Origin of the sequence: Vibrio sp. V04_P4A5T148, from assembly GCF_963875605.1 — a bacterium.
Classification (GTDB): Bacteria; Pseudomonadota; Gammaproteobacteria; order Enterobacterales; family Vibrionaceae; genus Vibrio; species Vibrio anguillarum.
In genome coordinates this window covers 34,854-49,120 of record NZ_CAWNMS010000021.1, presented here as the reverse complement: position 1 = coordinate 49,120, position 14,267 = coordinate 34,854, and the positions used below count along the sequence as shown (strand labels likewise).

The following is a 14,267-nucleotide window of genomic DNA, read 5'->3' as shown; positions in this document are numbered from 1 at the left end:
AGCTTTTATTGATGTTTAAATTTAATGATGTCACGACGCTCTTTTTTGTCTGGTCTGCGTTCGGGGCTTGGGTTGTGTGCGTTGAGCTTACGTTGCTCGGCATGATGGGCACGTTTGGCGATGCTTGCTGCGGTTTCCGAATACAGGGTTTGTGCTTCTGGCGCGCTACGCCTTTGCCCTAACAGATTGATCACAGTGACGATTTTCTCTTCTTGGCCTTGGCGTAAGGTAATCGTTGCCCCAAGCTCGACAATTTTGCTTGGCTTGGTGCGTTGGCCATTATAATGGACTTTACCACCATCGACCATACTGCGGGCGATCGACCGCGTTTTATAAAATCGTGCTGCCCATAGCCATTTATCCAATCTTATTTGCTCTGTCGCAGAACTCATACTACAAATGTGCCTCAAAGGGAGTTAGTCTTGTACGTTTTATGGCCTTTACAATGGTGTTTTGGTTCCAGATTTTCAAGCTACCCGACAAAATAATGTCAGTAAAAATGACGAGAATGTCTCCTATGATATATTAATGTGTTTTTGTAGCGCGATCTTCGCGGTCTTATGTATCTGTTCCATTTAAATGGAAGCATAGTTTAAATGAAATGGAAGTATAGTTTGAGGCCAATCCGCCGGTTTTCGTCTGGCTAACGGCTCATGAATGTGAAACATCATGGTTGAAGTAAGAAAATATCAGTAAGGACATCTTTTGAGGCGAATCGATTTTAGCAGTATGACCTCATCTCGCTTATGGCAAGCAGGTTTGCTACAAAAAATACCGCAATGGCAGAAACAAATCAGCCAATTTCTTACCTTAGTATTGCTGGTCACGTCGGCTTGGATTCTAGGAAAAATGGTGTGGCTGATTCAGCAAAACGCGGTTGATATAACGCCTTGGTCTCCAAGAGCAATCGCATCAACGCCGAATGCGGCGCGTTCGCTTGATCTCTCTTCTTTACAACAAGGAAGTTTATTTGGTCGCTATAGCGAGCAGAAGGTCGAAGCCGCACAGCCTGTGGTCAAAGATGCCCCTAAAACCAGCCTTAGCTTATTATTGGTTGGAGTGGTGGCGAGCAATGAACCGAGTAAGAGTCTAGCGGTAATCGCAAATCGTGGTAGTCAAGCGACCTATGGTGTTAACGAAGTCATTGAAGGAACCCGTGTCAAATTGAAAGCGGTGTTCAATGATCGCGTTATTATTGATAACTCAGGGCGCGATGAAACCTTGATGTTGGATGGAATTGACTATCATAAACCGAGTGTGGCAACGCCTGAGCGCGTTGTTGCATCGAATGTGCGTGGTAATAACCCAGCGTCTGCAGAAGAGAAGTTGGATGACATTCGCGCCGCTATTGCCAGCAATCCGCAAGAAATCTTTAAATATGTACGCCTGTCGCAAGTGAAACGTGATGACAAAGTGCTTGGATACCGAGTGAGCCCTGGGCAATCTCCTGAGTTGTTTGAGTCGGTAGGGCTACAAGATGGCGATGTCGCAATCGCGTTAAACGGTCAGGATTTAACGGACCCGGACGCCATGAATAAGATTTTTCAGTCAGTCTCTGAGTTAACCGAAATGAACTTAACAGTCGAAAGAGACGGGCAATCCCATGACATTTATATCCAATTTTAGACAGACTGATGCATGAGCATGAGTTTAGGGAGTAAGACGTGAAGCATTGGTTAAACAAAACGACGTGGTTATTGATGGGTGGCTTGTTGTCATCGCCGTTAGCCATGGCAAACGATTTTAGTGCCAGCTTTAAAGGCACCGATATTCAAGAATTCATCAATATCGTGGGCCGTAATCTTGAAAAAACAATCATTGTTGATCCTTCCGTTCGGGGGAAGGTTGATGTCCGCAGCTATGACACGCTTAATGAAGAGCAATACTACAGCTTCTTTTTGAATGTATTGGAAGTGTATGGTTTTGCCGTGGTGGAAATGGACAACGGCGTGCTCAAAGTGATCAAGTCGAAAGATGCCAAAACGTCTGCGATTCCTGTCGTTGGTGATGAAGGAAAAGAGAACGGTGATAGCGTGATCACGCGCGTTGTTGCGGTGCGGAATGTTTCGGTACGAGAGCTTTCACCTTTGCTACGCCAGTTGATCGATAACGCAGGAGCGGGCAACGTAGTGCATTATGATCCGGCGAACATCATTTTGATTACAGGTCGTGCTGCGGTCGTCAACCGTTTAGCCGATATCATCAAACGAGTTGACCAAGCCGGTGACAAAGACATCGAGGTTGTGGAACTAAGTAATGCATCTGCCGCTGAAATGGTGCGTATTGTGGAGGCATTAAACAAAACTACGGATGCTAAAAATACCCCAGAGTTTTTGCAGCCTAAGCTGGTGGCCGATGATCGTACCAATTCGATTTTGATCTCAGGTGATCCTAAAGTCCGTGAACGCCTAAAGCGATTGATCACTCAGCTTGATGTTGAGATGGCAACAAGAGGCAATAACCGCGTCATTTATCTAAAGAATGCGAAAGCGGAAGATTTGGTTGATGTGCTGAAAGGAGTGTCTGACAACTTGCAGGCCGAAAAACAGTCTGGGCAAAAAACGGGGCAAAGTTCACAACGCACTGAAGTGATGATTTCAGCACATGCGCCGACCAATTCCTTAATTGTTACCGCTCCGCAAGACATTATGAAAGAGCTAGAAGATGTGGTTGCGCAGTTGGATATTCGTCGCGCTCAGGTATTGATTGAAGCGCTGATTGTTGAAATGGCTGAAGGGGATGGCATCAACTTAGGCGTGCAATGGGGCTCACTCGATAACGGCTCTGTGATTCAGTATGGCAACGCGGGCGCGCCAATCGGTAAGGTAATGATTGGTTTAGAAGAAGCCAAAGATAGCGTTGAGAAAAAACCGATTCGAGATAGCTCAACAGGCGAAATAAAATACTACGAAGAAACAACGAAGAAAGGGGATTACTCTACTTTGGCGTCAGCGCTCGGTGCGGTCAATGGTGCAGCCATGAGCTTAGTGATGGGCGACTGGACGGCCCTCATCAGCGCCGTGTCGAGTGACTCCAACTCGAACATCTTGTCATCACCGAGTATTACGGTGATGGATAATGAAGAAGCCTCCTTCATCGTGGGCGAAGAGGTACCTGTTTTAACAGGTTCGAGCGCGGGCGCAAATAACGATAATCCTTTCCAAACCGTAGAACGCAAAGAGGTCGGTATCAAGCTGAAAGTGGTACCACAAATCAACGAAGGCGACTCAGTTCAACTGAAAATTGAACAGGAGGTATCCAACGTATTAGGAGCGAATGGTGCCGTCGATGTCCGTTTTGCAAAGCGTCAATTAAACACATCGGTCATCATTCAAGACGGGCAAATGTTAGTGCTGGGAGGGTTGATTGATGAGCGCGCGGTCGAAAGTGAATCCAAAGTCCCACTATTAGGCGATATACCGGTTTTAGGCTATTTGTTCAAATCGACCAGTACCCAAGTTGAGAAGAAAAACCTGATGGTCTTTATTAAGCCGACCATCATTCGTGATGGCATGACGGCCGATGGCATCACTCAGCGTAAGTACAACTACATTCGTGCAGAGCAGCTCTATAACGCTGATCGCGGTTTGAAGTTGATGGCGAACGACAATATTCCTGTGCTGCCTAAGTTTGGTGATGAGCGCACCCATTCTGCGGAAGTACAAGCCTTCATCGAACAAATGGAAAAACAGCAATGACCGAAGTTTTGTCGCAACCTCACTACCGTCGTTTACCGTTTAGCTTTGCCAATCGTTTTAAATTGGTATTAGAGCAGGTAGAAGACAACGAGCTGCCGACGTTATTTTATGTCGCTCCGCTGGCTATCGAGTCATTGGTCGAAGTGAAACGAGTCGTGAAACAGCCGCTCAACTTGGTTGAAATTTCACTGGCCGAGTTTGAAAGTAAGTTAACCCAAGCTTACCAACGAGACTCGTCAGAAGCGCGACAATTAATGGAAGATATCGGTGCTGACAGTGATGATTTCTTCTCATTAGCCGAAGAGCTGCCGCAAAATGAAGATTTGTTAGAGTCAGAAAACGATGCGCCCATCATCAAATTGATCAACGCCATGCTTGGTGAAGCGATCAAAGAGGGTGCGTCGGATATTCATATTGAAACCTTTGAGAAAATCTTGTCGATTCGTTTTCGTGTCGATGGGGTACTGCGTGAAGTGTTAGCGCCGAGTCGTAAATTAGCGCCGTTGCTGGTTTCACGCGTCAAAGTAATGGCTAAGCTTGATATCGCTGAAAAACGTGTACCACAAGATGGACGCATTTCATTACGCATTGGCGGCCGAGCGGTCGATGTTCGCGTGTCAACCATGCCTTCGTCTCACGGTGAGCGTGTGGTGATGCGTTTGCTAGATAAAAACGCCACGCGCTTAGATCTGCACAGTCTAGGAATGACGGCCGCCAACCACGAAAGCTTCCGTCAATTAATCAAACGACCGCACGGCATTATTTTGGTGACGGGCCCAACCGGTTCAGGAAAATCGACTACCTTGTACGCTGGCCTGCAAGAACTCAACAGCAACGAGCGTAATATTTTAACCGTGGAAGACCCGATTGAGTTCGATATTGATGGTATCGGCCAAACTCAAGTCAATCCTAAAGTGGACATGACTTTTGCGCGAGGATTACGTGCTATTTTGCGTCAAGACCCGGATGTGGTCATGGTTGGGGAAATTCGTGATTTAGAAACCGCGCAGATTGCGGTGCAAGCGTCTTTAACCGGACACTTGGTGATGTCGACTTTGCATACCAATACCGCCATCGGTGCGATAACACGTTTGCGCGATATGGGAATTGAACCCTTTTTGATCTCATCATCGCTGCTTGGCGTATTGGCACAACGCTTAGTGCGTACCTTATGTCCAGATTGCAAAGAGGCCTACCAAGCAGACAATGAGCAGAAAAAACTGTTCAATTGTAAGAAAAAAGAGTCGCTGACACTGTATCGTCCGAAGGGCTGTGACAAATGCAATCACAAAGGGTATCGAGGCCGAACGGGTATACATGAATTGTTGCTGATTGATGATGAGGTACAAGCCTTAATTCATAGCGAAGCCGGAGAGCAAGCAATTGAAAAAGCGGTGCGGGCGAAAACACCGAGCATTCGTGATGACGGGCTCGATAAAGTGCTGAAAGGCATTACCTCACTTGAAGAAGTGATGCGAGTGACGAAGGAAGCATAATGGCGGCATTTGAATATAAAGCGCTCGACGCCAAAGGCAAACAAAAAAAGGGTGTTATTGAGGGGGACCATGCTCGGCAGGTTCGCCAGCGCTTAAAAGAGCAAGGGCTTATACCGATTGAACTCATTGAGACGCAAGCGAAAGCGGCTCAGCGTGAGCAATCGCCTTTGAGTTTTAAGCGCGGTATCAGTACACCGGATTTAGCGCTCATTACTCGCCAGTTATCCACTTTAGTGCAGTCAGGCATGCCATTAGAAGAGTGTTTGAAAGCGGTATCTGAACAATCGGAAAAGCCGCGTATTCGCACCATGTTGGCCGCTGTTCGTTCCAAAGTGACTGAGGGGTATACCTTGTCAGACAGCTTGGGTGATTATCCACATATCTTTGATGACCTGTTTCGTTCGATGGTTGAAGCGGGCGAAAAATCAGGCCATTTGGATTCGGTGCTTGAGCGTTTAGCGGACTATGCTGAGAATCGCCAAAAAATGCGTTCCAAGTTACAACAAGCGATGATTTATCCAGTGGTGTTGGTGGTGTTCGCGGTGTGTATTGTGGCTTTTTTACTGGCGGCTGTGGTGCCTAAAATCGTCGGACAATTTGTCCAAATGGGGCAAGAATTACCGAAGTCGACTCAATTTTTACTCTCCTCAAGTGATTTTATCCAGCATTGGGGTGTCCAATTGCTGGTGCTATTGGTGATCTTGATTTATCTCGTCCGATGGTTGTTAAGCAAGCCAAATTTGCGGTTGAAGTGGGATAAAAAAATCATCGGCATGCCGTTGATTGGCAAAATCACTCGCGGTCTCAATACTGCGCGTTTTGCGCGAACTTTGTCTATTTGTACCTCCAGTGCGATTCCTATTTTGGATGGGATGCGTGTGGCGGTGGATGTGATGTCCAATAAATACGTCAAGCAACAAGTATTGTTGGCGGCTGACAATGTTCGCGAAGGGTCGAGCTTGCGTAAAGCGCTTGAGCAAACCAAGTTATTTCCACCGATGATGCTGCATATGATCGCCAGTGGTGAACAAAGTGGTGAGCTCGAAAGTATGCTGACGCGCTCGGCCGATAACCAAGACGCGAGTTTTGAATCGACGGTCAACATCGCATTAGGTATTTTTACCCCGGCATTGATTGCATTGATGGCTGGGTTGGTACTGTTTATCGTGATGGCGACCTTGATGCCGATTTTAGAAATGAATAATTTAATGAGTCGTTGATCATGACTGAATTCTGCAATGATAACGACCAAACTATGTTGGAGATTGGAATGAGAATAAAAACAAATAAACAGTCGGGCTTTACTTTGCTTGAAGTGATGGTGGTTGTGGTTATTTTGGGTATTTTGGCGAGTTTTGTGGTGCCTAATTTGCTCGGTAATAAAGAAAAAGCTGACCAACAAAAAGCGATTACCGATATTGTCGCACTCGAAAATGCGTTGGATATGTATAAATTAGACAACAGCGTGTACCCAACGACAGATCAAGGCTTAGAAGCGCTAGTGACCAAGCCGTCGAATCCTGAGCCACGCAACTACCGCGATAACGGTTATATTCGCCGTTTGCCAAATGACCCTTGGGGCAACCCTTATCAATACTTAAGCCCTGGTGATAACGGTACGATTGATATCTTCACGCTAGGTGCTGATGGTCAAGAAGGTGGCGAAGGCGCCAGTGCCGACATAGGCAACTGGAACATGCAAGATTTCCAATAAGAGAGAGGGCGGCCTTAGCCGCCCCATTTATCTGATGCTATCTCAACGCGGTTTTACCCTACTCGAAATACTGCTGGTGCTCGTGCTGCTCTCGCTCAGTGCTGTGGCCGTTATATCGACGCTACCTAGCACGAACAACGATGATGCGAAACAGTACGCGATGAGCCTTTATCAGCGTCTACAACTGAGCAATGAAGAAGCCATTCTCAGTGGCAAAGATTTTGGTTTGCGGGTCGATGAAAAAAAATCGCATCTGGTTTTCCTATCGATGGAGGACAAGGGATGGCAGCCGCTAGAGAGCAAGAAAATGGCTTCACAGCTCCAACTGCCTGAGGGATTATCTCTCCAGTTTGAGCTGGGAGGAAGTGCATGGAAAAACGACGATCGACTCTTCAAACCGGGCAGTCTGTTTGATGACGATAAGTTTGCTGATGAAGGCGAGCAAAAAAAACAATTACCACCACAGGTGTTTATTTTATCGAGTGGTGAGCTGACCCCTTTTGTCCTGAGCATCCATCTTAATCAGCAAGATGCAGAGCAAGGCTGGCGAGTGGTAGTGAAAGAAAACGGGGAAATCACGCTGTTCGCTCCGGGAGATGCGATTGATGGGTAAACAAAAAGCGATGACGCTGTTAGAAGTCTTGGTGGCGCTGGCTATTTTTGCCACCGCTTCCATCAGTGTGATCCGTTCGGTCAGCCAACACATCAATACCGTGAGTTATTTGGAAGAAAAAGCGTTTGCCGCCATGGTGGTCGATAACCAGATGGCGCAAGTGATGCTTACTCCTCAAAACGTACAAGCGAAAAATGGCAGTGAAGTATTGGCGGGTCGAACCTGGTATTGGAAAGTCACTTTAGTACCCACTGCGGATAATTTATTGAAAGCTTTTGATGTCAGCGTAGCTAGTGAAAAAGAAGGATCACCTTTGGTGACAGTGAGAAGTTATGTCGCCAAATAAACAAAGCAAAGGCTTTACCTTGATTGAAGTGCTGGTGGCGATCGCGATTTTCGCCAGTTTGAGCGTCGGTGCTTACCAAGTATTGAACCAAGTCCAGCGCAGTAATGAAATTTCAGCCCAACGTAGCCAACGTTTGAACGAATTGCAGCGTGCCATGGTGTTAATGGATGGCGATTTTCGGCAGATGGCAACGCGTCAATTTCGCACCAATGGTGAAGAGCCAAGTCAACAGATGCTGATTTGGAAAGAGTACTTGCTCGACTCCGATCAAAAAGGAGTGCTGTTTGCACGCTTAGGTTGGCATAACCCACAGCAGCAATTTCCACGCGGGGAAGTCACTAAGGTCGGCTACCGAATTAAAGAGGGCGTGTTAGAGCGTATATGGTGGCGTTATCCTGATACTCCTGCAGGGCAAGAAGGGATCATCACGCCATTGTTACATGATGTTGAGTCACTATCGCTGCGCTTTTATAACCAAGATAAATGGAGTGAAGAGTGGAGTGATGCCTTGAAAATCCCACAGGCGGTGGCCGTGAAATTGGCGCTGAAAGATTATGGCGAGATTGAGCGTATCTACCTTACTGCTGGTGGTGGCATCAATTCGACCAATAAAGAGGCTGATAATAATGGCGCACCCTAATCGAGCCCAACGCGGTGTGGCGTTAATCGTTATCTTGCTGTTGTTGGCGATTATGGTATCGATTGCCGCAACCATGTCCGAACGTTTATTCACACAGTTTCAAAGAGCGAATAATCAAATTAGTTACCAGCAAGCCTATTGGTATAGTGTGGGTAGTGAAGCTTTAGCCAAAGTCGCTATCGAGCAGAGCTACAAAGACAACGAAACGATTAACTTAAGTCAACCTTGGGCGATGAAAGAGCAAACGTATCCATTGGATTACGGCACTCTGAAAGGGCGCATCCTTGATAAACAGGCTTGTTTTAACCTGAATGTACTCTCGAGGGCCAGACCTGCGGCAGGGAGTGTCGAAAAACCCTATTTAGTGCAAGTGTTGCAACGGTTATTGCAAGAGCTTGAGGTCGACAGCTATCAAGCCGAAGTGATTGCCGATTCGGCTTGGGAGTATATTGATGGCGATTCAGATGTGCAGTCCTCTTATGGCGTAGAAGACAGCCAGTATGAATCAATGTCTCCTGCTTATCTGGCGGCGAATAGTTTACTTGCGGATAGCAGTGAGTTGCGCGCGGTTCAGCAGGTGAGCGGTGATGTAATGAATAAAATAGCGCCTTATATCTGCACTCTCCCCACTGATGATTGGCGTTTGAATATCAATACCTTGGAACCCGATCATGCCAAGTTATTGGTGGCGATGTTCAGCCCGCACTTAAGTGAAGGGGATGCAAAAAACTTACTCGAGAGCCGACCATTTGATGGCTGGGCTTCGGTAGACAATTTTCTCGCAGAGGCCGCATTGGCTGCTGTGGAGAGCAAAGTGAAAGAAGAAGCGAAACAGTACCTAGCTGTCGATAGTGCTTATTTTGAACTGGATGCTCAAATCTTGGTTGATGACTCGCGAGTTCGTATTCGCAGTTTATTGTTTAGTGATAATAGAGAAACCGCAACGGTCATACGCCGTCGCTTTGGAGGGATCAGTGAGCGAGTTTCTGACCGTTCGGCTGAGTAGTCAACAAGACGCTGAAATACCTTGGCTGGTGTGGTCAACACAGCAGCAAGAAGTGATTGCCAGCGGTGAAATATCCGGATGGGAGCAGCTATCTCAGCTCTCTAGCTATGCAGCTGAACGCGCCACGATTGTGCTGCTTGCTGCCAGTGATTTAGTACTGACTGAGGTCGCGATTCCATCAGGGGCGGCTCGTCGCTTAGAGTCAATGTTGCCTTATCTAATCGAAGATGAGATCGCACAAGATGTGGATGAGCTGCATTTTTCAATTTTGCATAAAACCGCTTCCACTGCTTACGTTGTCGGGGTGGATCGTGCTTGGTTGCGTACCCGCTTAGATGAGCTCAAAGCCGCGGGTTTTGACGTGAAAAAGGTATTACCGGATGTGTTGGCTATCCCTGCATCAGAGGGGTTGTCGGCACTGCAGATCGGCCAAGAATGGTTAATCCGTAAAGGTGAGTATTTAGGGGTGAGCATTGAACCGCAGTGGTTAACGCTGTTTAGTGCTGCAGAGTGGGTCAAGCAAGATGGGCACTATTTACCACTTGAGGCGTATACCCCGCTCCCTGAGCTGACACTGGCTGAAGGACAACATTGGCAACAGGCCGAGCCTCATTTAGTCATGGCGCTGCTGACTCAGCAAGCGATAGCGAGCAAAGTGACTTTACTGACGGGAAGTTTTAAAACCAAGTCCTCGTTTTTGAAGCATTGGCAAGTATGGCAAAAATGCGCATTAGCGGCCGCGGTGTTGATTGTAATTTCAACCAGCCACCATCTTTTGCAAGCTGGGCACTACGAAGCGCAAGCCGATGCTTATCGAGCGGAGAGTGAACGTGTTTTTCGCGCGGTTTTCCCTGATAAACAGAAAATACCCACCATCAGTTACCTGAAAAGACTGATGAATGATGAAGCGGCTCGACTCTCTGGCGGTGAAGCCAATGGTTCGATGTTGGAGTGGTTGTCGAAGTTGCCCAGCAGTATCGGCAGCGTACCGAACATGCAGTTGCAAAGTGTTAAATATGATGGCAATCGGGGTGAAATTCGCCTTGAAGTTCAAAGTAATGATTTTGAAAGCTTTGAACAAGCGCGCCTTAAATTGGAAAAGCAGTTTGTGGTTGAGCAAGGGCAGTTAAACCGCTCGGGTTCTGTAGTTAATGGTACCTTCATACTGAAAAGCCAGTGAGGTTAGTGACATGAAAAATAGCCTGAGTGCACTTCAACAACGATGGGCGGCCTTTTCCCCTCGTGAACAGAAATTACTGTTAGGTGGTGTGTCGCTGTGTGTGGTTGCGATCATTTATTGGGGCATTTTAGCGCCACTTAATCAGAAAACCGAGCTTGCGCAAGCCCGGATTATCAGTGAAAGACAATTGCTTAATTGGGTGACGGATAAGGCCGATGCCATTACTCAATTGCGCGCACAAGGTGGTGGGGTGGCAACGACGCAACCGCTCAATCAAGTCATCTCATCAAGTGTGCAGCGTTTTCAAATTGAGCTTATTCGTATTCAACCGCGTGATGAAATGATGCAGGTTTGGATACAACCACTTCCTTTCTCTAAATTGGTGGATTGGCTTGCCTTTCTAAAAGAGCAGCAAGGTGTCGATGTCGAGTTTATGGACATCAATCGTGCTCAGCAAAGTGGCGTTGTCGAAGTAAAACGCTTACAACTGAAGCGAGGTGGTGAGTGAAAAAGAAATTGCTCTATAGCGGGTTCCTTGTAATGGTTTTTCTCATCAGTGTGGTCGCGCATATTCCTGCCTCCTTGGTGATGAATCAACTCTCCTCTTCCGAAGTCATGCGTGTCACTGGTGTTGACGGTACGGTGTGGTCTGGTAGTGCTCAACAACTGTTTTGGCAAGGGCAAAATGTCGGCGATCTCAACTGGGACATCCAAGTATCACAACTGCTGATGGCCAAGTTTGAAGTGGCGGTACGCTTTGGACGCGGTAGTGATATGGGAGTTCGTGGCAAAGGCAATCTTGGTCTGGGGTTTTCTGGCCCTTATGCGGACAAGGTTGTAGTTTCTGTCGCGGCTAATAAATTAGCGACGCTGTTTCCGCTGCCTGTACCAGTGACTTTTCAGGGGCAAGTCGAGTTGTCCCTGAACCATTACCGCTATGATAGCCCGTGGTGTGAATCTGCCGAAGGCTCACTTGCGTGGACTCATGGCCGAGTTGACTCACCTTTAGGAGAGCTCTCGCTTGGTCCGGTAGTGGCAGATCTGCAATGTCAAAGCAATCAGATGACATTGAACGGCCAGCAAAACAGTGATCAAATGAGCAGTGAGTTTGCCCTGCAGCTGCAACCAGATATGAGTTACAGTGCGAAAGCGTGGTTCAAACCTGAAGCGCAATTCCCACCCGAAATGGCGGAGCAATTACAGTGGATTGGAGCGCCAGACAACCAAGGTAAATATCAGTTTAATTATCAAGGCCAGCTTTGATTGGTTTTTTAACCGTAATCATTTCATACCCCAATAAAAATGCTGAGTCTATTGCTCAGCATTTTTATTGGTAATGGCCGTTATGGTTTGACTTGTAAAATGGTATTCCAAGGCAAATCGGCATCCCCTAATACAATAAAGTTGGGGTTTTCTAACGTTTCACGCTCATTGTAGGACAGCGGTTGCAGTTGCGTGTTGAGGATGCGTCCGCCCGCCTCTTCTACGATGCATTGCGTGGCTGCGGTATCCCATTCACCCGTTGGGCCGAGGCGCAAATAGCAGTCGACAGCACCTTCTGCGACTAAACACGCTTTCAGCGCTGCCGAGCCCAGCGGCACTAACTCATAATTCCATGCGCTGCTCATGCAACTTGTAATACGGTTAATATCTTGGCGGCGACTGATCGCAATCGCGATGGATTGCCCAACGGTTTCGTGCTTGTGTGTTTCAATACGCAAGCTTTCAGACATGTCGGGGATCTTCCATGCGCCTTTGCCTGCGTAGGCGTAGTAGGTCACGCCAGAAACGGGCCCATAGACGACGCCCATCACTGGTTGGTTTTCTTCGATCAGTGCGATAATGGTGGCAAAGTCACCACTGCGCGCAATAAACTCTTGCGTACCATCAAGCGGGTCAACCAACCAGTACCGCTGCCATTGGCTGCGTTTTTCTAGGCTAATGTCCGCCGCCTCTTCCGACAAAACAGGAATATCTGGCGTGAGTTCACTCAGTCGTTCGCAGATCAGTTTATGCGCAGCAAGATCGGCACTGGTGACAGGGGTGTGGTCACTTTTGGTGAACGCTTCGTAGTTTTTCTTTTCGTAGATATCGAGAATCAATTGCCCGGCAGAGCGAGCGATTTCAATTACGTCAGGCAGTAAGTAAGATAAATTATTGGCTGTTGGCATCATCAATCCTATAGCTCTACTTTGTTATTTTAGGCTGCGCAGAGCAAGCAGTAGTGCGGTAATGCTTCGGGCTTCACAGAAATCGAGGTGAGTCAGTAGCTCTTCTGCTTGGGCCAGAGGCCAGCGAATGACCTCTAAAGGTTCGGGTTCATCGCCTTCCATTACTTCTGAGTATAGATCTTGTGCTAAGAAGAGTGTCATTTTGCTCGAAAAGTAAGAGGGGGCAAGTACCACCTCTTTTAAGGGGGTTAAGGTGCTTGCGCCAAAACCAATTTCTTCTTTGAGTTCACGATTTGCTGCTTGTTGCGGGCTTTCTCCTTGGTCAATCAAACCCTTAGGGAATCCGAGCTCATAGCGTTCAGTGCCAGCGGCATACTCTCGAACCAGCAGTAAATCTCCTTGTGCCGTTACTGGCACCATCATAACTGCATGCCGGCCGCTCGGTTTCATTCGTTCATAGGTGCGCTGTTCGCCGTTAGAAAAGCGTAAATCTAATGATTCGATGGTAAACAGGGTCGATTGAGCTGCCGTTCTTTGGGCTAAAATTTCGGGCAGTTTTCTGGTTGGCATACACTAATTCCCGTAAGGCAAATGACTTTTCTAACTATATGAGAAAATGACCTTAATTGAAAAGGACTTGAGCGCGGCAAATGATTTTAAGTATAAAAAAGCCGAGAATCTCATCTCGGCTTCGTTTTCTGTAATCCACGCATCTAGCGAGTCACTAGTAGTAAGAGTGCTCACCACGATCGTGTTCAGTGGCATCGCGCACCGCGGTTAATTCGCCTTCAAATTGTTGAAGCAGTTCTTTTTCAATGCCTTCTTTGAGGGTGACATCGACCATTGAACAACCGTTACAGCCGCCACCAAAGGCGACAATCGCAATACCATCTTCGGTGATTTCAACCAAGCTGACATGGCCACCATGGCCAGCTAACTGCGGGTTGACTTGAGTTTGAATCGCATATTCCACACGTTCAATCAGGCTTGCGTCATCAGACACTTTACGCATCTTCGCATTCGGAGCTTTAAGTGTCAGTTGTGAACCCATTTTATCTGTGACGAAATCGATCTCTGCGTCTTCTAAAAACGGCAAGCTCAGTTCATCGACATACGCAGAAAAACCTTCAAAGGCAATTTCAGTATCAGTCGCTTCCACTGCCTCTGGTGGGCAGTAAGAGACGCCACACTCTGCATTTTGAGTGCCTGGATTGACTACAAAAACTCGGATGTTAGTACCATCAGGCTGTTGCCCAAGCAACTTGCCGAAATGGGTTTGGGCTGTTTCGGTAATAATAATAGAATTTGACACGACGAATACCTGAGTAAATTTATAGGTTATTACTTGCCATTCTACTCCTGAAACACGGCGGATCCAGTCCTTTTTACGCGCTAAATAAAAC

The 14,267-nt window shown here is 47.2% G+C and carries 16 protein-coding genes; 12 read left to right on the top strand and 4 right to left on the bottom strand.

Going from position 1 to position 14,267, the window contains the following annotated elements:
• Positions 1-5: 5 nt before the first annotated feature.
• Entirely contained in the window at positions 6-392 is a 387-nt protein-coding gene (gene hslR, locus AACT18_RS02585; protein WP_026028320.1) for a ribosome-associated heat shock protein Hsp15, read from the bottom strand.
• A gap of 337 nt (positions 393-729) precedes the next feature.
• Here hslR and gspC point away from each other — a divergent pair, with 337 nt between their 5' ends.
• From gspC to AACT18_RS02525, 12 genes are read left to right on the top strand one after another with little or no spacing between them, the layout of a single operon-like run.
• A complete protein-coding gene (gspC, locus tag AACT18_RS02580) occupies positions 730-1,626 on the top strand; it encodes a type II secretion system protein GspC (protein WP_231140402.1) in 897 nt (298 codons plus the stop codon).
• A 38-nt stretch (positions 1,627-1,664) separates the two neighbouring features.
• Positions 1,665-3,698, top strand: a complete 2,034-nt coding sequence (gspD, locus tag AACT18_RS02575; protein ID WP_019281044.1) for a type II secretion system secretin GspD — start codon at positions 1,665-1,667, stop codon at positions 3,696-3,698.
• Positions 3,695-5,194, top strand: coding sequence for a type II secretion system ATPase GspE (gene gspE, locus AACT18_RS02570; protein WP_088731478.1), 1,500 nt, complete (start codon positions 3,695-3,697; stop codon positions 5,192-5,194). The genes gspD and gspE overlap by 4 nt, the downstream gene beginning before the upstream one ends.
• Positions 5,194-6,414 carry a type II secretion system inner membrane protein GspF gene (gene gspF / locus AACT18_RS02565; protein WP_017045694.1) on the top strand — a complete coding sequence of 407 codons (1,221 nt, stop codon included), beginning with the start codon at positions 5,194-5,196 and terminating at the stop codon, positions 6,412-6,414. The genes gspE and gspF overlap by 1 nt, the downstream gene beginning before the upstream one ends.
• A gap of 50 nt (positions 6,415-6,464) precedes the next feature.
• Entirely contained in the window at positions 6,465-6,908 is a 444-nt protein-coding gene (gene gspG / locus AACT18_RS02560; protein WP_094125496.1) for a type II secretion system major pseudopilin GspG, read from the top strand.
• Positions 6,909-6,942: 34 nt separating this feature from the next.
• Positions 6,943-7,521 carry a type II secretion system minor pseudopilin GspH gene (gene gspH, locus AACT18_RS02555; protein WP_017045696.1) on the top strand — a complete coding sequence of 193 codons (579 nt, stop codon included), beginning with the start codon at positions 6,943-6,945 and terminating at the stop codon, positions 7,519-7,521.
• A complete protein-coding gene (gene gspI / locus AACT18_RS02550; RefSeq protein WP_047688027.1) occupies positions 7,505-7,867 on the top strand; it encodes a type II secretion system minor pseudopilin GspI in 363 nt (120 codons plus the stop codon). The genes gspH and gspI overlap by 17 nt, the downstream gene beginning before the upstream one ends.
• On the top strand, positions 7,854-8,507 hold the full coding sequence (gspJ, locus tag AACT18_RS02545) for a type II secretion system minor pseudopilin GspJ (protein ID WP_017043520.1): 654 nt from the start codon (positions 7,854-7,856) through the stop codon (positions 8,505-8,507). The genes gspI and gspJ overlap by 14 nt, the downstream gene beginning before the upstream one ends.
• Positions 8,494-9,513: a type II secretion system minor pseudopilin GspK gene (gene gspK, locus AACT18_RS02540; RefSeq protein ID WP_094125490.1), complete on the top strand. Its 1,020-nt coding sequence runs from the start codon at positions 8,494-8,496 to the stop codon at positions 9,511-9,513. Before gspJ ends, gspK begins: the two co-directional genes overlap by 14 nt.
• Positions 9,482-10,693 carry a type II secretion system protein GspL gene (gene gspL / locus AACT18_RS02535; RefSeq protein ID WP_094125489.1) on the top strand — a complete coding sequence of 404 codons (1,212 nt, stop codon included), beginning with the start codon at positions 9,482-9,484 and terminating at the stop codon, positions 10,691-10,693. The genes gspK and gspL overlap by 32 nt, the downstream gene beginning before the upstream one ends.
• Before the next feature lie 10 nt (positions 10,694-10,703).
• Positions 10,704-11,201 carry a type II secretion system protein M gene (locus AACT18_RS02530; protein WP_013855429.1) on the top strand — a complete coding sequence of 166 codons (498 nt, stop codon included), beginning with the start codon at positions 10,704-10,706 and terminating at the stop codon, positions 11,199-11,201.
• The gene (locus AACT18_RS02525; protein WP_019282844.1) at positions 11,198-11,956 is read left to right on the top strand and encodes a type II secretion system protein N; all 759 of its coding nucleotides are present in this window, start codon (positions 11,198-11,200) and stop codon (positions 11,954-11,956) included. The genes AACT18_RS02530 and AACT18_RS02525 overlap by 4 nt, the downstream gene beginning before the upstream one ends.
• 80 nt (positions 11,957-12,036) lie before the next feature.
• Here the strand turns inward: AACT18_RS02525 and cysQ are convergent, their stop codons facing one another.
• The 3 genes from cysQ to nfuA form a co-directional block, all read right to left on the bottom strand.
• On the bottom strand, positions 12,037-12,864 hold the full coding sequence (gene cysQ / locus AACT18_RS02520) for a 3'(2'),5'-bisphosphate nucleotidase CysQ (RefSeq protein WP_010319313.1): 828 nt from the start codon (positions 12,862-12,864) through the stop codon (positions 12,037-12,039).
• A 24-nt stretch (positions 12,865-12,888) separates the two neighbouring features.
• Complete coding sequence (nudE, locus tag AACT18_RS02515) at positions 12,889-13,434, bottom strand: ADP compounds hydrolase NudE (protein WP_013855426.1); 546 nt, start codon at positions 13,432-13,434, stop codon at positions 12,889-12,891.
• 154 nt (positions 13,435-13,588) lie between these two features.
• Entirely contained in the window at positions 13,589-14,176 is a 588-nt protein-coding gene (gene nfuA, locus AACT18_RS02510; RefSeq protein WP_013855425.1) for a Fe-S biogenesis protein NfuA, read from the bottom strand.
• Between the last annotated feature and the right edge of the window lie 91 nt (positions 14,177-14,267).